This is a genomic window from Streptomyces sp. MI02-7b (assembly GCF_033793585.1).
Classification (GTDB): Bacteria; Actinomycetota; Actinomycetes; order Streptomycetales; family Streptomycetaceae; genus Actinacidiphila.
Genome location: NZ_JARAWX010000011.1, coordinates 189,586 through 210,018 on the forward strand (window position 1 = coordinate 189,586; position 20,433 = coordinate 210,018).

The 20,433-nt window shown below is 73.9% G+C and carries 17 protein-coding genes; 10 read left to right on the forward strand and 7 right to left on the reverse strand.

Features of this window, described 5'->3' with window-relative positions; genetic code table 11:
- Positions 1 to 35: 35 nt before the first annotated feature.
- The 3 genes from rbsK to PV364_RS20220 all read left to right on the forward strand — a co-directional run bounded on the left by rbsK (position 36) and on the right by PV364_RS20220 (position 1,834).
- The gene (gene rbsK, locus PV364_RS20210; protein ID WP_319661498.1) at positions 36 to 938 is read left to right on the forward strand and encodes a ribokinase; all 903 of its coding nucleotides are present in this window, start codon (positions 36 to 38) and stop codon (positions 936 to 938) included.
- Positions 935 to 1,324 (forward strand): D-ribose pyranase, encoded by a 390-nt coding sequence (gene rbsD / locus PV364_RS20215; RefSeq protein WP_319661499.1) that lies wholly within the window; start codon positions 935 to 937, stop codon positions 1,322 to 1,324. Before rbsK ends, rbsD begins: the two co-directional genes overlap by 4 nt.
- 66 nt (positions 1,325 to 1,390) lie before the next feature.
- Entirely contained in the window at positions 1,391 to 1,834 is a 444-nt protein-coding gene (locus PV364_RS20220) for a DUF937 domain-containing protein (RefSeq protein ID WP_319661500.1), read from the forward strand.
- 276 nt (positions 1,835 to 2,110) lie between these two features.
- Here PV364_RS20220 and PV364_RS20225 read toward each other — a convergent pair whose 3' ends face one another.
- The 3 genes from PV364_RS20225 to PV364_RS20235 are packed head-to-tail and all read right to left on the reverse strand — an operon-like array spanning position 2,111 to position 4,304.
- A complete protein-coding gene (locus tag PV364_RS20225) occupies positions 2,111 to 2,962 on the reverse strand; it encodes a sugar phosphate isomerase/epimerase family protein (protein WP_319661501.1) in 852 nt (283 codons plus the stop codon).
- 2 nt (positions 2,963 to 2,964) lie between these two features.
- On the reverse strand, positions 2,965 to 4,140 hold the full coding sequence (locus PV364_RS20230; protein WP_319661502.1) for a dihydrodipicolinate synthase family protein: 1,176 nt from the start codon (positions 4,138 to 4,140) through the stop codon (positions 2,965 to 2,967).
- The gene (locus PV364_RS20235) at positions 4,137 to 4,304 is read right to left on the reverse strand and encodes a hypothetical protein (RefSeq protein WP_319661597.1); all 168 of its coding nucleotides are present in this window, start codon (positions 4,302 to 4,304) and stop codon (positions 4,137 to 4,139) included. The genes PV364_RS20230 and PV364_RS20235 overlap by 4 nt, the downstream gene beginning before the upstream one ends.
- Positions 4,305 to 4,462: 158 nt before the next feature.
- Between PV364_RS20235 and PV364_RS20240 the strand changes: the two genes are divergently transcribed.
- The 7 genes from PV364_RS20240 (at position 4,463) to PV364_RS20270 (ending at position 12,119) form a co-directional block, all read left to right on the forward strand.
- Positions 4,463 to 5,569: a LacI family DNA-binding transcriptional regulator gene (locus tag PV364_RS20240; protein ID WP_319661503.1), complete on the forward strand. Its 1,107-nt coding sequence runs from the start codon at positions 4,463 to 4,465 to the stop codon at positions 5,567 to 5,569.
- A gap of 106 nt (positions 5,570 to 5,675) precedes the next feature.
- The gene (locus PV364_RS20245; RefSeq protein WP_319661504.1) at positions 5,676 to 6,584 is read left to right on the forward strand and encodes a bifunctional helix-turn-helix transcriptional regulator/GNAT family N-acetyltransferase; all 909 of its coding nucleotides are present in this window, start codon (positions 5,676 to 5,678) and stop codon (positions 6,582 to 6,584) included.
- A 10-nt stretch (positions 6,585 to 6,594) separates the two neighbouring features.
- Positions 6,595 to 7,395, forward strand: a complete 801-nt coding sequence (locus PV364_RS20250; RefSeq protein WP_319661505.1) for a sugar phosphate isomerase/epimerase — start codon at positions 6,595 to 6,597, stop codon at positions 7,393 to 7,395.
- A gap of 157 nt (positions 7,396 to 7,552) precedes the next feature.
- Positions 7,553 to 8,464, forward strand: a complete 912-nt coding sequence (locus PV364_RS20255; protein WP_319661506.1) for a LysR family transcriptional regulator — start codon at positions 7,553 to 7,555, stop codon at positions 8,462 to 8,464.
- Between the two features lie 4 nt (positions 8,465 to 8,468).
- Complete coding sequence (locus tag PV364_RS20260; protein ID WP_319661508.1) at positions 8,469 to 9,506, forward strand: hypothetical protein; 1,038 nt, start codon at positions 8,469 to 8,471, stop codon at positions 9,504 to 9,506.
- Between the two features lie 92 nt (positions 9,507 to 9,598).
- Entirely contained in the window at positions 9,599 to 11,395 is a 1,797-nt protein-coding gene (locus tag PV364_RS20265) for a glycoside hydrolase family 3 protein (protein ID WP_319661509.1), read from the forward strand.
- Between the two features lie 97 nt (positions 11,396 to 11,492).
- Complete coding sequence (locus PV364_RS20270; RefSeq protein WP_319661510.1) at positions 11,493 to 12,119, forward strand: hypothetical protein; 627 nt, start codon at positions 11,493 to 11,495, stop codon at positions 12,117 to 12,119.
- A 12-nt stretch (positions 12,120 to 12,131) separates the two neighbouring features.
- On the opposite strand, the gene PV364_RS20275 is transcribed toward PV364_RS20270, so the two are convergent.
- From PV364_RS20275 to speB, 4 genes are all read right to left on the reverse strand, one after another.
- Positions 12,132 to 13,553 carry a S28 family serine protease gene (locus PV364_RS20275; protein ID WP_319661511.1) on the reverse strand — a complete coding sequence of 474 codons (1,422 nt, stop codon included), beginning with the start codon at positions 13,551 to 13,553 and terminating at the stop codon, positions 12,132 to 12,134.
- Positions 13,554 to 13,718: 165 nt separating this feature from the next.
- Entirely contained in the window at positions 13,719 to 17,582 is a 3,864-nt protein-coding gene (locus PV364_RS20280; RefSeq protein ID WP_319661589.1) for an ABC transporter ATP-binding protein, read from the reverse strand.
- A 210-nt stretch (positions 17,583 to 17,792) separates the two neighbouring features.
- Positions 17,793 to 19,397 (reverse strand): thiamine pyrophosphate-binding protein, encoded by a 1,605-nt coding sequence (locus PV364_RS20285; RefSeq protein ID WP_319661513.1) that lies wholly within the window; start codon positions 19,395 to 19,397, stop codon positions 17,793 to 17,795.
- A complete protein-coding gene (speB, locus tag PV364_RS20290) occupies positions 19,394 to 20,356 on the reverse strand; it encodes an agmatinase (protein WP_319661514.1) in 963 nt (320 codons plus the stop codon). Before speB ends, PV364_RS20285 begins: the two co-directional genes overlap by 4 nt.
- Positions 20,357 to 20,433 lie beyond the last annotated feature (77 nt).

Sequence of the window (20,433 nt, forward strand, 5' to 3'; positions counted from 1 at the left end):
ACCGCTACGGCCGAATCCGCGAAGGGAACACAAAGATGCACGGCTACGACCTGCTGGTCGTAGGGTCGGCCAACGCCGACCTGGTGATCCACGTCGACCGTCGCCCGACGGCGGGCGAGACCGTCCTCGGCTCCGACCTGGCCACCCACCCGGGTGGCAAGGGCGCCAACCAGGCCGTCGCTGCGGCCCGGCTGGGCGCGCGCACGGCACTGCTGGCGCGGGTCGGCGACGACGCGCACGGGCGCATGCTGACCGGGTCGCTGAGATCGGCCGGCGTCGACACCTCCGGCATCCTGATCGGCGACACCCCCACCGGGGTCGCGCTGATCACGGTGGACCCCTCCGGCGACAACAGCATCGTCGTCTCGCCGGGCGCCAACGGGCGCCTCGGGACGGCCGATGTGGCGGGGGCGCACGAGCTGCTGGCCGCCGCCCCCGTGGTGTCGCTGCAGCTGGAGATCCCGGCCGCGACCGTGGCCGCCGTGGTCGCGGCGGCCACGGAGGCCGGCACACGGGTGGTGCTCAACCCGTCGCCGCCGGCGGCGCTGCCGCCGAAGGTGCTGGAGGGCTGCGATCCGCTCGTGGTCAACGAGCACGAGGCGCGCTTCCTGCTGGGCCAGGACGCCGGGGCCGCCCCCGAGGACTGGGCGCGGGGGCTGCTGGCCCTCGGGCCGCGCTCGGTGGTCGTCACCCTGGGCGCCGGCGGCGCCCTGGCGGCGACCGCCGACAGTGCGGTGCACGTGCCCAGCGTGCGGGTGGAGGCCGTCGACACCACGGGTGCCGGTGACGCGTTCACCGGGGCGCTGGCCTGGCGGCTGGGCGCCGGCGACGACCTGGAGACCGCAGTGCGGTTCGCGGTGCGTGTCGGGGCCGTGGCCGTCACCAAGGCGGGTGCGCAGGAGTCCTTCCCCACCCTCGACGAGACGGAACAGCTGTGAAGAAGTCCGGAATCCTCAACCGCCACCTGGCAGGCGCGCTCGCCGCGCTCGGCCACACCGATCTCGTGGTCGTCTGCGACGCGGGCCTGCCGATACCGCCCGGCCCCGTCGTCGTCGATCTCGCCTTCCGCGCCGGGACGCCCTCGTTCTCCGAGGTGCTGAGGGGGCTGCAGGACGAGCTGGTGATCGAGGGCGCCGTCGCCGCCAAGGAGGTGCGCGACCACAACCCCGAGGTCACCGCGCAGCTCGAGGAGGCCTTCCCGAACCTGGAACTCGTCTCCCACGAGGACTTCAAGACCCTCACGCACCAGGCCCGGCTCGTCGTCCGCACCGGGGAGGCGCGCCCCTACGCCAATGTCATCCTGCGCTGCGGTGTCCCCTTCTGAGAGGGGTACATCCGTCCGGATGCGGTCGGCGGGCCGAGCGGGCGTTTCACAACTAACGTCCGGAGCATGAGCGATCGACCGCTGAAGGACGAGGTGCTGGAGGAGCTGGGCGAGGATCGGCTCCGCGGGATCGCCGCGCTGCTCGGTACCGACGCCGACGAGACGCTGCAGGTCGTGGGCGGTTCCGTGGCCTCGCTCACCGGTGTGCTGACCGACGACGCCGTGACCCCCGGGGGTACGGCCGAACTGTGCCAGGCCATGGAGCAGGCGGCGAACGAGACCGAACCGCTGCCCGCCGCGGCCGCCGGCTTCGCCGGGGTGCAGGGCGGTGCGAAGGGCGGGAACGGCGGCGGGGCCCTCGTGGCGGTCCTGACGAAGGTCGCCGCGCCGGCGGCGCGGGCGGTGGCCAAGCGGACCGGGCTGCCGGAGCAGGCGGTCGCCGAGGCACTGGAGTCGATCATTCCGGTGGTCGCGGCGGTACTGGCCCGGCGCGCGCGGGAGAAGCGCTGACCCTCCCCGGACGACTCGTGGGACGCGGGGCCGGAACGACCCGGGAACGGCGTAAGGGGTCCGGCTGAGCCGGACCCCTTAGGCGTTCCCCTCCCTCTGCGTGGCGTCCCGAACCCCCTCCGGACACCGCGCCTCCCCCTCACTCAAGACCCGTACGAGGCCCCCCTCAGGGTCTTGACGCTACATAGACCCGCGAGCCCGGGGGATGGTTGCACGCCGTCGGGAAGAAATTTCAAAGTTTTCCGATCGCCTCCGGAACGGCCCCCGGAGCCCGGTTCACCGCACATGGGCGCGGTATCTTGCGATGGTTTCATCCAGTACGTCCCCACCGTCGCGGTCCCACAGGGCCGGGTTGAAGATCTCGACCTCGACGGGCCCGGCGAATCCGGCCGCGTCCACCCGTTCGCGGAACCCCCGAAGATCGACGCAGCCGTCGCCGAGTTGCCCGCGCCCCAGCAGCACCCCCTCGGGCAGCGGCGTGATCCAGTCGGCGACCTGGAAGCAGGCGATGCGGCCGCCCTCCCCCGCCCGCGCGATGTCCCGGCCGGCGAGGTCGTCCCACCACAGGTGGTAGGTGTCCACGACGACGCCCACCTGCTCGGCGGGGAAGCGCTCGGCGATGTCCAAGGCCTGGGCGAGGGTCGAGACGACGCAGCGGTCCGAGGCGAACATCGGGTGCAGCGGCTCGATCGCGAGCCGGACGCCGCGCCCGCCGGCGTACGGGGCGAGTTCGGCCACGGCGTCGGCGACGCGCTCGCGGGCCGCGCCGAGATCCCGCTCACCGGCCGGAAGGCCGCCGGAGACCAGCACGAGCGTTCCGGTGCCCAGGGTCGCGGCCTCGTCCACCGCCGCGCGGTTGTCGGCGAGCGCGGCAGCCCGCTCCTCCGGGTCGGACGCGGTGAAGAAGCCGCCGCGGCACAGCGAGGTGACCGTGAGCCCCGCGTCACGGAAGAGTTTCGCGGCGGCCTCCGCGCCGTACTCCGCGACCGGTCCGCGCCACAGGCCGACGCCCGGCACGCCACGCGCGGTCAAGTGCTCGGCCAGTTCGGGCAGGGCGAGTTGGCGCACGGTCTCCTGGTTGACGCTGAGCCGCGCGAGGCCGTCCGGGGGCCGGTTGTCAGTACCCACTGTCACACTCCGTACACGGAGAGGAGGTTCCGCATGCGGGATCCGGCGAGCGCCGGGTCCGGGAACAGGCCGATGCGGTCGGCCAGTTCGTACGCGCGGGCCAGATGGGGAAGGGAGCGTGCCGAGTGGAGACCGTCGAGCATCGTGAAGTGCGCCTGGTGACCGGCCAGCCAGGCGAGCAGGACGACGCCCGTCTTGTAGTGCCGGGTGGGCGGCCCGAACAGGTGCCGGGCCAGCTCGACGGTCGGGTCGAGCAGCGAGCGGAAGGCGGCCGGATCACCTGCGTCCAGCGCGCGGAGGGCGTGGGCGGCCACGGGCGCGAGCGGGTCGAGGATGCCGAGGAGGGCGTGGCTGAAGCCCTGGTCGTCACCGGCGATCAGCTCGGGGTAGTGGAAGTCGTCGCCGGTGTAGCAGCGCACGCCGTCCGGGAGCAGGCGGCGCAGCCCGATCTCGCGCTCCGCGTCGAGCAGGGAGATCTTGACGCCGTCGACCTTGCCGGGGTGCGCCGCGATCAGTTCCAGGAAGGTGTGCGTGGCGGCGTCCAGGTCGGCGCTGCCCCAGTAGCCCTCCAGCGCCGGATCGAACATCGGCCCGAGCCAGTGCAGGACGACAGGGTGCGCGGTCTGCCGCAGGACGGGGCCGTACACCTCCAGATAGTCCTCGGGTCCCTTGGCGACCGCGGCGAGGGCGCGGGAGGCCATCAGCACCGGCCGCCCGCCGGCGTCCTCGACGAGCGCGAGCTGCTCCTCGTAGGCCCGGCGGACGTCGTCCAGGCTGTAGGGGTAGCCGATCTCCGTCACCGGAAGCTGGTCGGTGCCCACACCGCACAGGATGCGGCCGCCGGCGGCCCGGGCCTCGGCGCAGGAGCGGCGGACCAGTTCGGCCGCGGCCGCCCAGTCCAGTCCCGAGCCGCGCTGCGCGGTGTCCATCGCCTCGGCCACCCCGAGCCCGTGCGACCACAGGTGGCGGCGGAAGGCGAGGGTCGCGTCCCAGTCGACGGCCGCCGGCAGGCCGGGGGCGGTACGGAAGGGGTCCGCGACGACGTGCGCCGCCGCGTAGACCGTGCGGCTGCGCGACGGGGTGGCGTCGGCCGGGGCGGAGAAGTGGGCGGCGGGCGCGGTGCGCGGCTCGTACGGCCGCAACTCCCCCGAGGCCCCGGGCAGGTGAATGGTCGTCACGGCATCAGCTCCGGTACGTCGGGACGGCGGCCCTCGGCCGAGGACTTCAGGGCGAGTTCGGCGAGCTGCGCACCGCGGGCGCCGGCCCGCGGGTCCCGGGCCCAGGGCTCGTCGAGGGGGCACCGGGCGACAGCAAGCGCTTCCTCGCCCCTCACGCTAGCCATCGCCACGACAATCGACAAGAAGCACCACCTTCCGACAGATAGCGCTTTCTGGCCTTCGGACCGGGCCGGACCCGCTCCTCGCGCGGCTCCGGAATGAGAGCATGTGCCGCCACGGGCCACCGGCCCGGGAGCACGACCGACCCGGAGGAAGCAGACGCATGGCAGTGACCCTGGCCGACGTTGCGGCGCACGCCGGAGTGTCCGCCGCAACCGTGTCGCGCGTGCTGAACGGCAACTACCCGGTCGCGGGGAACACCCGTGAGCGCGTGCTGCGGGCCGTCGACGACCTGGACTACGTCGTCAACGGCCACGCCCGCGCGCTCGCCGCCGCCACCTCCGACCTGGTCGGCGTGCTCGTCAACGACGTCGCCGACCCCTTCTTCGGGCTGATCGCCAGCGCCGTGCAGGCTGAGATCAGCGGCGGGCCGGACAGCCCCGGGGCGATGCCCGCGGGCGCCGGGAAGCTCGCCGTCGTCTGCAACACCGGGGGCTCGCCCGAGGCGGAACTCAACTACCTCACCCTGCTGGAACGTCAGCGCGCGGCAGGGGTCGTGCTCACCGGCGGCGCGGTGGAGGGCACCGAGCACTCCGCCGCCGTCGCCGCCCGGCTCTCCCGGCTCGCCGCCTCCGGCACGCGGATCGTCCTGTGCGGCCGGCCACCGCTGCCCGAACTCACCGGCCTGCGGGGCGCCGCGGGCGGCGCCGTCGTGACCGTGGCCTTCGACAACCGCGGCGGCGCCCAGCGGCTCACCGAGCACCTGCTCGCCCTGGGCCACCGCACCATCGGCTACGTCGCAGGCCCCGCGGACCGGACCACCACGCGGCACCGACTGGAGGGCCACCGCGCGGCCCTCGCGCGGGCCGGCATCTCCGGCCCCGCCGCTGACGTCGAACGCCTCACGGCGCACGGCTACTACGACCGCTCCTCCGGCTACGACGCCGCCCACGAACTGCTGCGCCGCGAGCCGGGCCTCACCGCGGTCCTCGCCGCCAACGACAGCGTCGCGCTGGGGGTCTGCGCCGCCCTGCGCGAACGCGGGCTGCGCATCCCGGAGGACGTCTCCGTGGCCGGCTACGACGACCTGCCCTTCAGCGCCGACGCCTCGCCCGCGCTCACCACCGTGCGGATCCCGCTCCAGGAGGCCGGGGCCCGCGCCGGACGCCTGGTGATGGGACGTCAGTCACCGCCGCCCGGGGGGCTCGCGACCATCCGCACGGAACTCATGGTGCGGGCCTCGACCGCGCCGCCGCGACGGGACGCGTAGCGGCCCGGGGCCCGCACGACGGCACGCCCCGCGCCCCTGGCGCGGTGCCCCACGGTGGAATACCTTTGACTGAGTCAAAGATTTTCCCGGGAGGGGTGCCGGCACCGTGACCGTTCAGGAGATCAGGGCGTTCAACCGCTTCTACACCAATCTCATCGGGGCGCTGGACTACAGCCGCCATCTGCACACCCCGTACACGCTCACCGAGGCCCGCGTCCTGTACGAACTCGCCCACGCCGACGGGCTCGACGCCGCCGACCTGCGGGCGGCGCTGTCCGTGGACGCCGGGCAGCTCAGCCGCATGCTCGCCGCCTTCGAGCAGCGGGGGCTGGTCACCCGGACCCTCTCGGAGCGGGACGCCCGGCGGCAGCGGGTGGACCTGACACCGGACGGCCGCGCGGCGGCCGGGCTGCTGGAGGAGCGTTCGCGGGACGCGGTCTCGGCCCTGGTCGGCGGCCTGGCCCCGCGCGACCGCGCGCGGCTGACCGGCGCCATGCGCACGGTCCGCGAGGTCCTCGGCGGCGCCTCCGCGGCCGCCTCCGCACCGGAAGCGGGGCGGGTCCTGCTGCGCGGGCTGCGTCCGGGCGATCTCGGCTGGGTGGTGCAGCGCAACGCGGAGGTCTACGCCGAGGAGTTCGGCTGGAACGCCGAGTACGAGACGCTCGTCGCCCGGATCGTCGCCGACGGCCACGAGCGCGCGTGGATCGCCGAACTGGACGGCGAACGGGCCGGCTGCGTCTTCTGCGTGCGCGACGAGGACCCCGGCACGGCCCGGCTGCGCCTGCTGCTGGTGGACCCCGCGGCGCGCGGCCACGGCATCGGCCGGGCCCTGGTCGACGCCTGTGTGCTCTTCGCCCGCGAGACCGGCCGGCGCGAGCTGGTGCTGTGGACGAACGACGTGCTGACCTCGGCCCGCCGGATCTACCAGGCGGCCGGATTCGAGCTGGTCGGACAGAAGCCGCACCACAGCTTCGGCAAGGATCTCGTCGGGCAGGACTGGCGAATGGTGCTGTAACGTCCGGAAAGTGAAGCTCGCGTTCTCGACCCTCGGCGTGCCCGGGCTGCCCATGGCGGACGTGGCCCGGCTGGCGGCCGAGCACGGCTGGCACGGCGTGGAGCTGCGGGCCGGTCACGACGAGCCGGTGCACGCGGGCCTGACGGAGCGCGAGCGGGCCTCGGTGCGCGGGGAGTTCCGCTCCGCGGGGGTCGGGATCGTCGCGGTCGCCTCCTACGTGCAGGTGGCCGCGCCGGGCGAGGACGAACCCGTGCTGCGCGCACTGCGCGACCACGTGCGGCTCGCCGCCGGCCTCGGGGCACCGCACCTGCGGGTGTTCCCGGGCGCGGGGAACGGGTCGGCCCCGGACGCCGCGGACACCCGCGCGGCCGGCCGCCTGGCCGCCGTGGCGCCGGAGGCGGCGGACCTGGGCGTACGTCTACTGCTGGAGACCCACGACTCGCACCGCACCGGCGCGGACGTGGCCCGGGTCCTCGGCCTTGTGGGCCATCACAGCACGGGCGCCCTCTGGGACGTACTGCATCCGTGGCTCGCCGGGGAGCAGCCCGAGTACACCTACCCGGTGCTGGCGCCGTACCTGGGCTACGTCCAGGTCAAGGACGTCTCCTCGGCGCAGGACACCACCCCGGTCCCGCTCGGTCACGGCACGGTGCCGCTCGCCGGGACGGTGGAGGTGCTCAGCCGGGCCGGCTGGGACGGCTGGCTGTGCTGGGAGTACGAGCGCCGCTGGTACCCGCAGGTGCGGGCGCTTCCGGAGCTGCTGTCACGGGGCCGCTCCCATCTGCTGGGGCTGCTCGGCGAATCGGCTTGACCCACCCGCCGCCGGCGGTCCGGGCGACCCGGGCGGGAGGCGCCGGTCACACCGGCCCCGCACCGGCCGCCGTATCCTTCGGCACCAGCGACTCTTCAGCGAAAGCGCCTGTCGCTGCGCGTACCGATGCGGAATTCCTGAACGACGAGGTGGACGGATGCTGGACCTGGCCCGGTTGCGGGCACTGCACGCGGTGCATGTGCACGGCTCCGTCGGCGCGGCGGCGACCGCCCTCGGCTACACCGCCTCCGCGGTCTCGCAGCAGATCACGAAGCTCGAGCGGGAGACCCGCACCACACTGCTGGAGCGGCAGGGCCGCGGGGTGGCGCTGACCGAGGCGGCACAGCTGCTGGCCGAGACGGCTCAGGAGCTGATGACCATCGTCGAGCGCGCGGAGGTCGCCCTGGAGGAGCGGCGCGGCAAGCCGACCGGGCGGCTGACGGCGGCGGCCTTCCCCACCGCCGCGCGCGGGCTGATGCCCGGCGTGCTCGCCGAACTGGCCGCCGCCCACCCGTCGCTGGAGCTGCGGATGCTGGAGGAGGGCGCGCACCGGGCCGTCGACCTGGTGGCGCGCGGCGTGGTCGACCTGGCCGTGGTGCACGACTGGGACATCGCGCCCCTGCCCGCCCCCGAGGGGCTGGAGCGGGTGGTGATCGGCGAGGACCGCTGCGACATCCTGGTGCCCGCCGGGCATCCGCTGGCGGCCCGGGGCCCGCTGGCGCGCGAGGACCTGACCGATCAGCGGTGGATCTGCCAGCCGCCGGGGCACGTCTGCCACGAATGGCTGATGCGGACCCTGCGGGAACTGGGCAGCGAGCCCGACCTCGCCTTCCAGGTCGCCGAGTACCAGACGCAGCTGGAACTGGTGGCCGCCGGAATGGGGATCGCGCTCGTGCCCCGGCTCGGGCGCGGGCCGGTGCCCGCGGGCGTGGCCGTGATGCCGCTGGAGCCGGCGCCGGTGCGGCGGCTGTACGCCTTGTGGCGCACGGGAGCGTCACGACGTCCGGCCATCAGTGAGACCGTCCGCGTGTTGCGGGCTCACTACCCGCAGGTGGGTGCCCGACCATAGGCGGATGTCCTCCACACGCAGGGAACCGTTCCGGGCCGCGTCCCGTCCAACCCACGTGCTGCTGATGAGTCTCCGCAAGGCGGTGTCGGTCACGCTGCTGGCTGCGTCGCTGACAACCCTCTCCGCCGCCTGCGGCCGGCAGCAGTCCGCCACCGGTGCGCCCCCCTCCGACAGCACCGGTGGCGGCCCCGCGTCGTCCGGCATCGTCTCGCCGACGTCCGACCCCAAGCCCCCCGCCTCCCCCTCCCCCTCTGTGTCCGTCTCGCCCTCGACGCCCCGTCAGGGCGGGATCGCCTCGCGCCGGGTGTACTTCTCCTCGGCGGTCCGGGCCCCGGCGCTGCACACGGTGCTGCACGACGAACGCGATCTGTCCCGGTTCCCGGGCTGGTTCGCCGCGTCCGATCCCGCGGTGGGCGCCGAGATCGCCAAGCGGGCCGCCGCCACGGACTTCTCGCGGAATGTGCTGGTCGCCTGGAACCGCACGACCGGCTGCAGCGCCGCGACGGACGCGCTGCTCTTCCGCAGCGGCGACCGGCTGGTGCTCGGGATCGACCAGCCGCCCCCGCCGCGCGAGTGCTTCGCGGCCCATCAGGTCGTCACCGTCTTCGAGGTGCCCCGCGACCGGATGCCCGCGCATCCGCGCTTCGCCCAGGAACAGAACCCGCAGCCCGACCCGGCCGGTCCGGGCCGGACCGTGGCCTTCGCCCGGCTGGACGGCGGGGAGCCCGCGCGCGGCGCGCGGAACGCCGAGGTGACCTCGGGCCGGCAGCTCGACGCCTTCCTCGCCCGGCTGTCGCCCAAGGACGCCAGGACCGTGCGCGGTCAGCTGGCGGCGCGCCCGTCCCGGCCGGGCGAGCGGCGCTTCGCCTTTTCGCTGACCGGCTGCCGGCCCACCGACGCCTGGCTGATGATCAGCCGGCAGGGCGTGTCGGCGGCCACGACCGGGGACGAGACGATCCGCTGCATCCAGGCGCAGCACTGGACCGCGGTCCTCGCGGTGGCGTCCTCCTTGGTGCCGGAGCGTGCCCGCCTCATTGACTGACAATAACTTTCCGGCTAAGCGTGTCTGCTTGAAGGTTTCTTTCAACCCCGCCTTCGACATGTCCCGTCTCCTCCTGCCGGAAGGAGTCCGTCATGCACAGCCCTCCCCGTCCGTCCCGCCGTGCCGTCCTCGGCGCCGCCGCGGCCGCCTCCACCGCCCTCGCCGTCGGCACCCCGGGCACCGCGAGCGCGGCCGCGGCGCACGACCGCAGACGCGTCCGCGCGATCATCGACCGGATGAGCATCGAGGAGAAGATCGGCCAGCTCTTCGTGATGCGGGTGTACGGCCATTCGGCCACCGCGCCCGACCCCGCCGACGTGGCGGCCAATCAGGCCGAGATCGGTGTCTCCAACGCCGCCGAGCTCATCGCCAAGTACCACGTCGGCGGCATCATCTACTTCGCGTGGGCCCACAACACCCGTGACCCGCACCAGATCGCCGACCTGTCCAACGGGATCCAGCGCGCCTCCCGCATCCCCCTGCTGATCTCCACCGACCAGGAGCACGGCGCGGTCACCCGCGTCGGCTCGCCCGCCACGCTCTTCCCGGGCGGGATGGCGCTCGGCGCCGCCGGGAGCGTGCGCGACGCCCGCACCGCGGCCGCCGTCGCGGGAGCCGAGCTGGCGGCCATGGGCATCAACCAGGACTACGCGCCGGTCGCCGACGTCAACGTCAACCCCGCCAACCCGGTCATCGGCGTACGGTCCTTCGGCGCCGACCCCAAGGCCGTGGCCTCGCTCGTGGCCGCCCAGGTGGCGGGTTACCAGGGGACCGGGGTCGTCGCCACCGCCAAGCACTTCCCCGGGCACGGCGACACCGGCACCGACAGCCACTTCGAACTGCCGGTCATCGCGCACTCCCTGGAGGAGTGGCGGCGCCTGGACGCGCCGCCGTTCCGGGCCGCCGTCGCCGCCGGCATCGACTCGATCATGACCGCGCACATCCTGGTGCCGGCGCTCGACGACTCCGGCGACCCCGCGACACTGTCCCGGCCGATCCTCACCGGCATTCTCCGCGAGGAGATGGGTTATGACGGCGTGGTGGTCACCGACGCCCTCGGCATGGAGGGCGTGCGCCAGAAGTACGGGGACGACCGCGTCCCCGTGCTCGCCCTCAAGGCGGGTGTCGACCAACTGCTCAACCCGCCTCTGCTGGAGACCGCGTGGCAGGGCGTGCTGGCCGCGGTGCGCTCCGGCGAGCTGACCGAGGAACGCATCGATCAGTCGCTGGTGCGCATCCTGACCCTCAAGGAGCGCAGGGGCCTGCTGGACCACCCCTACGTCACCCACCGCGGCGTGGACCGGGTCGTCGGCACCCGCGCCCACCTGGCCGCCGCGGACCGGATCACCGACGGCACGGTCACGCTGCTGGCCAACAACGGCACGCTGCCGCTCCCCGCCCGGCGCCGCCTGCTGGTCGTCGGCGCCGATCCGGCGGCGCCGTCGGGCACCGGAGGGCCGCCCACCGCCGTGCTGGCGGCCGCGCTCACCGCGCTCGGGCACCGGGCCCAGGCGCTGTCCACCGGGACCGCGCCCGGCCAGGCGGCGATCGACGCGGCGGTGGCCGCGGCGCGCGGCACCGACGCGGTGGTCGTGGCCACGTACAACGTCACCGCCGCCACGGACCGGCAGATCGCCCTGGTGCGGGCGCTGGCAGCCACCGGTGTGCCGGTGGTGCAGATCGCGATCCGCAACCCGTACGACGTCGCGCGGCTGGACGGGACGGCGGCGGCACTCGCCACCTACGGGTGGACGGACGTGTCCATGCGGGCGGCGGCACGGGTGCTGGCGGGCCGCGTACGGCCGGGCGGGAAGCTGCCGGTGGCGGTGGTCCGGGCGGACGAACCGACGCGCGACCTCTATCCCGTCGGGTGGGGTCTGGGGTACTGAGATGGAGCGCGCACGGCGGCCCCTCCCGGAACCGGTCCCGACCCCCTATCCTCCCCAAAGGGGGCACGTCGCCCGGGGGAAGTGGTGGGGGGCCGCCGTGCGCATTCAGACGATCTCGGGGCAGCTGCTGGGCGCGGCATGGCTGCTCGCCGTGCTGCTGGCGTCCTGCACGCCGAGCCCCGGCGGGACCGGCAGCAGCGCCGCCGGCCCGAGCACCACGCCGACCACGCAGGACGGGGTCTTCCTCGCCCAGGACGAGTGCGCGACCAGCGACCCGGTCGGCTCCTACCGCGAGATCCCCTGTGACGACCCGGCCGCCCTGGCCCGTGTGGTCACCCGCCTGTACGGGCTGCTGCCCGCCTCGCCGTCGCCGTCGTCGAAGGACGCCGCACGGCCCGGCGACCGCTGCCCCGCGACCACCGACTTCCTCCTGACCGTCAGCGCCGCCCAGCCGCAGGGCTACGCCTGCATGCGCAATCTGATGGCCCCCCACCCGGGCGACCCGGGCGAGGGCGGCGGACCGCGCACCATCGCGGGCGACTGCGTGTACACCTCACGGCACCACGAGGTGAAGGAGACCAACTGCGACGGCTCCGGGGCGCACAAGCCGCAGTACCGGGTGGTCCGACTGGCCTCCACCCGGGCCGCCTGCCCGAAGGACACGGTGCTGTACGTCCGGGTGGGCGGCGGGCCGGCGGGCGTGGGGTGCGCCCGCCGGCTGTGACGCGCGCGCCGGTCAGGGCCGCAGCGTGCCGTTCTCTGCGCCGGTGCGCCGGTCGAGCCGCGCGTCGTACGCGGCCAGCGGCTTCGCCCTGCCGGGGTCGGCCGTGACGGCGGCGGGGGCGACCCCGGCCCACTGGAGCACCTCGGCGGTGGCCTTCGCCTTGTCGGCCGCGCCCAGTGCGCCGATCACCGCGCCGTGGTTCGCGCCGGGCGCCCACATCACGTAGGCGTCGTGCGTGCCCCTGCCCGGGCGGAAGGGCTCGGCGCCCCAGGGATCGTTCTGCCCGTAGACGAAGAGCATGCGGTCGGCGTGGTACCGCACCCAGCGGTCGACGTCGCGCATCGCGTCGGGGCGGAAGCGCATCGGGATGGACCGCGGCACGTACGAGCGCGGCTGGTAGATGCCCGGATAGCGCAGCAGGCCCTTCAGGTGCGGGGTGGCGAAGGTGGGCGCGCCGAGTTCGGTGCCGGCCTGGTAGTAGTACGGCGTGTAGTACTCCAGGCCCTGGTCGGTGTAGAAGTCGAAACCGGAGACGCTGTCGACGAAGGAGTAGATCGCGTCGGTGGACGCGCTCGGCGCGGGGACGTCCGCGCACTCGGACGCCAGGTGGTACTGCCAGAACGCCCACACCAGGTCGAGGACGACGTTCTCGTAGGCCTTGTCCGCGCTGCCCACGGTGGTGAAGGTCAGTCCGTTGTCGTCGGCGTACTTCTGGTAGCGGGCCACGATCTCGTCGCGGCGCACCAGCGCCTCGCGCTGCACGGCGTTCAGGCGCGCCCGGCAGTCGGCGGTGCCCACGGTCCGGAAGAAGCGGGTGTACGCCGAGTCCTCGTCGTTCACCACGTCGTTGGGGGCCACATAGGCGACCGTGCCGGCCATGTCGTGCGGGTAGAAGCGGCGGTAGTAGGTGGCCGTCATCCCGCCCTTGCTGGCACCGGTGGCGAGCCAGTGCCGGGAGTAGATGGTCCGCAGGGCGCGGTAGATGCGGTGCTGGTCACTGGCGGCCTGCCAGATGTCGAGCCTGGACCAGTCGGCGGGCTCGGGGCGGGACGGGGTGAAGAACCGGTACTCCATGGAGACCTGGTTGCCGTCGACGATCTGCGTCGGCTCACGGCGCGAGGGTGTCGTGGAGAGGCCGTAGCCGGAGGTGTAGAAGACGGTCGGCCGGTCCTCGGACTTGTGCAGCACGGTGATCCGCTGCTGGAAGGTGCCCCGGGACGGATGCCGGTGGTCGACCGGCTGGGTGTAGTTCAGGACGAGGAAGCGGTAGCCGGTGACCGGCTTCTCCTCGATGAGGCTCATCCCGGGTATCGCCAGGATGCGGTCCTTGATGTCGGGGATGCCGGGCTCGCCGGCGGTCGCGGTGGCGACCGGGCCACCGACGGTGCCGATGAGCAGCATGAGCGCGAGCAGCCATCTGAGCGCGGTGCGCATGCCCCCTCCTTCGGGGTCGACGGACGTCCCCGTGAACCTATGAGGGGGAACTCGCCTGCCGCCAGGGGGCGTTGACAGCAGAACGCGGCCCGGACCACAGGGGTCCGGGCCGCGTTCGTACGGGCGGGCGGGGTCGACGACCGGCGCGGGCCGCCCGCGCGGGGGTCAGGCCACGGCCTCGCTGCTCTCGTCCTCGCCGACGAAGGTGCGCCACAGCGCGGCGTACCGGCCGTCGGCGGCCAGGAGTTGCTCGTGCGTGCCGTCCTCGACCACCCGGCCGTGGTCCATGACGACGACCCGGTCGGCGCGGGCGGCGGTGGTCAGCCGGTGGGCCACCACCAAGGTGGTGCGGCGCACCGCGAGCCGGTCGGCGGCCTGGTTGACCAGGGCCTCGGTGGCCAGGTCCAGGGCGGCGGTCGCCTCGTCGAGCAACAGCACGTCCGGGTCGACCAGTTCGGCGCGGGCCAGGGCGATCAGCTGACGCTGTCCGGCGGAGAGGTTGCGCCCGCGCTCGGAGACGGTGTGCAGATAGCCGCCGTCGAGGGTGGCGATCATCTCGTGGGCGCCGACAGCGCGCGCGGCGGCCTCCACCTCGGCGTCGGTGGCGTCCATGCGCCCGTAGGCGATGGCGTCGCGGACCGTGCCCTCGAAGAGGTACGCCTCCTGCGGGACGACGCCGAGCCGCTGCCGGTAGCCGGTCAGGTCGAGTTCGCGGATGTCCTCGCCGTCGACGAGCACCGCGCCCGAGGTGGGGTCGTAGAACCGGGCGACCATCTTGACCAGGGTGGACTTGCCCGCGCCGGTCTCGCCGACGAAGGCGACCGTCTGCCCGGCGGGGATCCGCAGTTCGACGCCGGCCAGCGCCTCGGCGGCGTCCTCGGCGTAGCGGAAGTGCACGTCGCGGAAGGCGATCTCGCCGCGCAGCCGGCCCACCTCGCGCGGTGCCCGGGCGGGCGGGGTCGTCGTCGGGGTGCGCAGCAGCTCGCGGATGCGGCCCAGGGACACCGACGCCTGCTGGTAGCCGTCGAAGACCTGGGAGAGCTGCTGCACGGGGGAGAAGAACAGATCGATGTAGAGCAGGTACGCCACCAGGGCACCGGCGGTGAGGGTGCCCGCGCCGATCCGGTGCGCGCCCACGATCAGCACCAGGGCGGCGGCCACGCTGGACAGCAACTGCACGAAGGGGAAGTACACGGAGATCAGCCACTGGCCGCGCACCCGCGCCTGGCGGTAGGCGTCGCTGCGGCCCGCGAACCGCTTCGCTCCGCCGCGCTCGCCGCGGAAGGCCTGCACGACCCGGAGCCCGGCGACGTGCTCCTGCAGGTCGGCGTTGACGACGCTGACCCGCTCGCGGGCCAGTTCGTACGCCTTGACCGACCTGCGGCGGAACACCCAGGTGGCCACCAGCAGCACGGGCAGCGTGGCGAAGACGATCAGGGCCAGCTCGACATCGATGGCAAGGAGCGCGACGAAGATGCCGACGAAGGTGAGCAGGCTGACCAGCGCGGTGACCAGGCCGGTCTGCAGGAACGTCGACAGGGCGTCGACGTCGGTGGTCATCCGGGTCATGATCCGGCCGCTCAGCTCGCGCTCGTAGTAGTCGAGCCCGAGCCGGTGCAGATGCGCGAAGATCTTCACGCGGAGCGTGTAGAGCACCCGCTCGCCGGTGCGGCCGGTCAGGCGGGTGGAGCCCCACTGCGCGGCCCACTGCGCGGCGACGACGGCGAGGCCGAGCAGCGAGGCCGCCCAGACCGCGCCGAGCGCGGTCTGCCGGACGCCGGAGTCGATGCCGTGCCGGATCAGGACCGGCAGCAGCAGTCCCGCGAGCGCGTCCACGGCGACCAGCAGCAGGCTGAACAGCAGCGGGCCGCGGAAGCCGCGCAGCATGCTGCGCAGGCCGAAGTCCTTGTCGACGTCCGCGGCGGCCTTCTCGTCGATGTCCGGGACGTCGTCGGCGGGCGGCAGCGCGGCGACCTGGGCGAGGAGTTCGGGCGTGGCGGGCATGCCGGCCATGGCCGAGGCCATGCCGCCGGGGCCGCCGCGGGCGGCGGCCCCGGCGGGCACCGCGCTCCTGCGGTCGGTCGTCTCGTCGCGGTGGCGGCGGTCCTCGGGCCACAGCTCGGGGGTGACGCCGCCGGCCGGCGGCACGTCGGGGACGGCAGGACGGTCAGGGTGGTCGGGGCGGTCGAGCAGGCCGGTGATCGCGCCCTCCCCCGGCCACGGGGACGCGGCGGCCGCGATCTCGCCGGCCGGGTCGTGGGTCACGACGTCGGCGCCGAGCTCGTCGGGGTCGGTCAGCAGCCGGCGGTACAGCGCGCACCGCTCCTGCAGTTCCTCGTGGGTGCCGATGTCGACCAGCCGTCCGGCCTCCAGGACGGCGATGCGGTCGGCGAGCGCGAGGGTGGACCGGCGGTGCGCGATCAGCAGCGTGGTGCGGCCCGCCATGACCTCGCGCAGGGCGTCGTGGATCTCGGCCTCGACGCGGGCGTCGACCGCCGAGGTAGCGTCGTCCAGGACGAGCAGCCGGGGGTCGGTGAGGATCGCGCGGGCGAGGGCCACGCGCTGGCGCTGGCCGCCGGACAGGGTCAGGCCCTGTTCGCCGACCACGGTGTCGTAGCCCTGGGGAAGGGCCGAGATGAACCCGTGGGCCTGCGCGTGCCGGGTCGCGGCGAGGACCTGCTCGTCGGTGGCGTCGGGGTGGCCGTAGGCGATGTTGGCGCGCACGGTGTCGGAGAACAGGAAGCTGTCCTCGGGCACGAGGCCTATGGCGTCGCGCAGCGAGTCGAAGGTCAGCTCGCGCACGTCCTCACCGCCGACGCGCACCGCGCCGCCCGTGACGTCGTAGAAGCGCGGCAGCAGCAGCGAGACGGTGGACTTGCCGCTGCCCGAGGCGCCGACCACCGCCACGGTCTCGCCGGGGGCGACGCTGAGGGAGAAGTCGTCCAGCACCGGGCGGGCCGGGTCGTAGCCGAAGCTGACGTGGTCGAACTCGACGGTGGCCGCCGCCTCGCGGGGCAGTTCCCCTGAGCCTTCCCGCAGGCTGGGCCGCGTGTCGATGAGTTCGGTGACACGCTCGACGCCGGCCCGGGCCTGCTGGCCGACGGTGAGCATCACGGTGAGCATCCGCACCGGGCCGGTGAGCTGCGCGAGATAGGTGGAGAAGGCGACGAAGGTGCCGAGCGTGATCTGGCCGCGCACCGCCATCCAGCCGCCCAGCGCGAGCATGCCGACCTGGCCGAGCGAGGGGACGGCCTGCAGCGCCGGGCTGTAGCGCGCGGTGAGGCGGATCGTGCGCAGCCGGCCCGCGAACAGCCGCTCGCTGACCGCGCGCATCTTGGACATCTCCTGCTGCTCCTGGCCGAAGCCCTTGACCACGCGGACGCCCGTGACCGAGCCGTCCACGATGCCGGCGACCGCCGCCGCCTGCCCCTGGGCGTACCAGGTGGCGGGGAACAGCGTCCTGCGGCTGCGGTCGGCCAGGAACCACAGGGCGGGGGCGACGGCCAGGGCGATCACCGTCAGCAGGGGCGAGAGCACGAGCATGACGACGAGCGACATCACGAACAGCAGGACGTTGCCGATCATCATCGGGGCCATGAAGAGCAGGCCCTGGATGAGCTGGAGGTCGCTGGTGGCCCGGCCGACGACCTGGCCGGTGTTGAGTTCGTCCTGGCGCACGCCGTCGAGCCGGGTGAGCGAGTGGAACATCTCCGTGCGCATGTCGTGCTGCACGTCGAGGGCAAGCCGGCCGCCGTAGAAGCGCCGCACGAAGGTCAGTACGTAGACCACGACGGCGGCGGCTATCAGCACGGCCGCCCAGGGCGCGAGCGGCTTGTCGTGCTTGACGATCACGTCATCGATGATGATCTTCGGCACGAGCGGCACCAGGGCCATCACCGCCATGCCGCCGAGCGACGAGCCGAGTGCGAGCAGGACGTTCCGCCGGTACCGCCAGGTGTAACCCGTCAGCCGGCGCAACCATCCCGGCCCGGCTCCGCCGCTCTTTCCCTCGTCGTCCTTCGCCGCCACCACGGTCCTCTCGTCGGTTCTTCTCCGCCGGAGGATCACAACGCCCCGATGTGCGGATTTCATCCTCCCGAAACAAAGCTACGTCGAAGGTCCGACAGCGGTCGGTCCCGGCGGACTCTCCGCGACCGACCGCTGTCGGCCGCCGGTGACCGGCCGACAGCGGCGGCGCGGCTGCACCCGCGGGGCGTGCGGCCGCGTGACCGGCTCCGCCTACCGGTGCGTCGGCGCGAACATCCGCAGCAGTGCCGGGAGGACCACCACCGAGGGCCCGGGGGCGGCCAGCGCGTCGGCGAGGTCGTCGCGCAGCCGCTCGGGGGTCGTACGGACGCCGGGGACGCCGAAGGACTCGGCCAGGGCGGCGAAGTCGGGCCGGGCCAGGTCGGTCGCGGTGGCCTCGCCGAAGGCGTCGGTCATGTACTCGCGCAGGATGCCGTAGCCGCCGTCGTCCACGACGAGCCAGGTGACGGGCAGGTCGTACTGCCGGGCCGTGGCGAGTTCGGCGATCGAGTACATGGCGCCGCCGTCGCCCGAGACGGCCAGCACCGGCCGGGTGCGGTCCGCGGTGGCCGCGCCCAGTGCGGAGGGGAAGCCGTAGCCGAGGCCGCCCGCGCCCTGGGCGGAGTGCATCGCGCCGGGCCACGCCGACCACGCCCAGTAGGCCAGGATCGTCATGTCCCAGAAGCTGGGCGCGTCCCCGGGGAGGGCGTCCCGCACGGCGGCCAGCACACGCTGTTCCAGGCCGAGGTCCTGACCGTCCAGGCGCGCCCTGATCCGCTCCAGCACCCCGGCCACCGCCGGGGCCGCCCGCGGGTCGCGCCGCTCGCCGGCGGCCTCGGCGAGGGCACCCAGGGCGAGGCGGGCGTCGGCGTGGATGCCGAGGGCCGGGTGGTTGGACTCCAGCTTGCCGAGATCGGCCTCGATCTGGATCACCCGGCCGCGTGGACGGAACGTGTGGTAGTTCGAGGAGAGTTCGCCGAGTCCGGAGCCGACCACCAGCAGGACGTCGGCGGCCTCCAGGAAGTCGGTGGTGTGCCGGTCCTCCAGCCAGCTGCGCAGCGACAGCGGGTGCTCCCAGGGAAAGCCGCCCTTGCCGCCGAAGGTGCAGGCCACCGGGGCGTCCAGCTTCTCGGCGAGCGCGAGGAGTTCGGCGCCCGCACCGGAGCGGACCACACCGCCGCCGGCCAGGACGACCGGCCGTTCGGCGCGCGAGAGCAGCGCGGCCGCCTCCGCGATCAGCTCCGGACGCGGGCGCGGCGGCCTGGGATCGACCGCCAGCGCCGCGACCGGCGGGACGGTGACCGGCGCGAGCAGCACGTCCTGCGGGATCTCCACCCACACCGGCCCGCAGGGCGCGGTGAGCGCCGCCTCCCAGGCCGCGGCGAGGGCCGAGGGGATTTGGGAGGCGGTGCGCACGGTGTGCACGGACTTGACGATGTCGCGGAACGACGCCTGCTGGTCGGTCAGTTCGTGCAGGTGGCCGTGGCGGCCGCCGCCGAGACCGGCGACCGGCACCTGGCTGCCGACGGCCACGACCGGCACCGACGCGGCGGCCGACTCCTGGAGCGCGGCGAGCGTCATCAGCGAGCCGGGTCCGGTGGAGACCAGCAGCGGGGCGGGTCTGCCGGTGACGCGGGCGTACGCGTCGGCCGCGAAGCCCGCGTTGTTCTCGACGCGCAGGCCGACGTACTCCAGCGTCGAGCGCCGCAGGGCGTCGAAGGCGCCGAGCGCGTGCTGCCCGGGCAGACCGAAGACGGTGGTCGCACCGAGCGCCGACAGGGACTCGGTGACCAGGTCGCCTCCGTTCCTGTGGTTCACGCGCGGTCGGCCGCGATCTGCCGGGTCATGATCGTGGTGAGCTCGTACGCGGTGTGGGAGGCGGCGACGCTGGTGATCTCGGCGTGGTCGTACGCGGGGGCGACCTCGACGACGTCGGCGGAGATCAGCCGGCAGGACGCCAGACCGCGCAGGATCTCCAGCAGCTCGCGGGAGGTGATGCCGCCGGCCTCGGGGGTGCCGGTGCCGGGGGCGTGGGCGGGGTCGAGGACGTCGATGTCCACGGAGATGTACAGGGGGCGGTCGCCGATGCGCTCGCGCAGCTGCTGGGCGACCTCGTCGGCGCCGCGCCGGTAGACGTCGGCCGAGGTGACGATGCCGAAGCCCATCTTCTCGTCGTCGGTGAGGTCCTGCTTGCCGTAGAGCGGGCCGCGCGTGCCGACGTGGGAGAGCGCGGAGGTGTCGAGGATGCCCTCCTCGACGGCGCGGCGGAAGGGGGTGCCGTGGGTGTACTCGGCGCCGAAGTAGGTGTCCCAGGTGTCGAGGTGCGCGTCGAAATGCAGCAGCGCGACGGGGCCGTGCTTGCGGGCCATGGCGCGCAGCAGCGGCAGGGAGATGGTGTGGTCGCCGCCGAGGGTCATCAGGCGGGCGCCGGTGTCGAGCAGGTCGTCGGCGGCGGCCTGGACGGTCTCGACGGCCGCGTTGATGTCGAACGGGTTGGCGGCGATGTCACCGGCGTCCGCGACCTGGGCGAGCGCGAAGGGCGAGGCGTCCTGCGCCGGGTTGTAGGGGCGCAGGAGGCGCGAGGCCTCGCGGATCGCGTTGCCGCCGAAGCGGGCGCCGGGGCGGTAGGACACGCCCGCGTCGAAGGGGACACCGACCACGGCGACGTCGGTGCTGCCCACCTCGTCGAGGCGCGGCAGCCGCGCGAAGGTGGCGGGCCCGGCGTAGCGCGGGGTACGGGAGGAGTCGACGGGACCGCGCGGTGCGCTGCTGCTCATGGGTGACTGCCTGCTTTCATCCGCTTGATGCGTTCTGGTCGCTTTGTCAATGATCCGGCCGCAACGGTCCGTTCACG

Coding starts and splice junctions, on each gene's coding strand:
- rbsK (WP_319661498.1), top strand. CDS start 36: ATGCACGGCTACGACCTGCTGGTCGTAGGGTCGGCCAACGCCGACCTG.
- PV364_RS20220 (WP_319661500.1), top strand. CDS start 1,391: ATGAGCGATCGACCGCTGAAGGACGAGGTGCTGGAGGAGCTGGGCGAG.
- PV364_RS20235 (WP_319661597.1), bottom strand. CDS start 4,304: ATGGCTAGCGTGAGGGGCGAGGAAGCGCTTGCTGTCGCCCGGTGCCCC.
- PV364_RS20240 (WP_319661503.1), top strand. CDS start 4,463: ATGGCAGTGACCCTGGCCGACGTTGCGGCGCACGCCGGAGTGTCCGCC.
- PV364_RS20255 (WP_319661506.1), top strand. CDS start 7,553: ATGCTGGACCTGGCCCGGTTGCGGGCACTGCACGCGGTGCATGTGCAC.
- PV364_RS20260 (WP_319661508.1), top strand. CDS start 8,469: ATGTCCTCCACACGCAGGGAACCGTTCCGGGCCGCGTCCCGTCCAACC.
- PV364_RS20265 (WP_319661509.1), top strand. CDS start 9,599: ATGCACAGCCCTCCCCGTCCGTCCCGCCGTGCCGTCCTCGGCGCCGCC.
- PV364_RS20275 (WP_319661511.1), bottom strand. CDS start 13,553: ATGCGCACCGCGCTCAGATGGCTGCTCGCGCTCATGCTGCTCATCGGC.
- speB (WP_319661514.1), bottom strand. CDS start 20,356: ATGAGCAGCAGCGCACCGCGCGGTCCCGTCGACTCCTCCCGTACCCCG.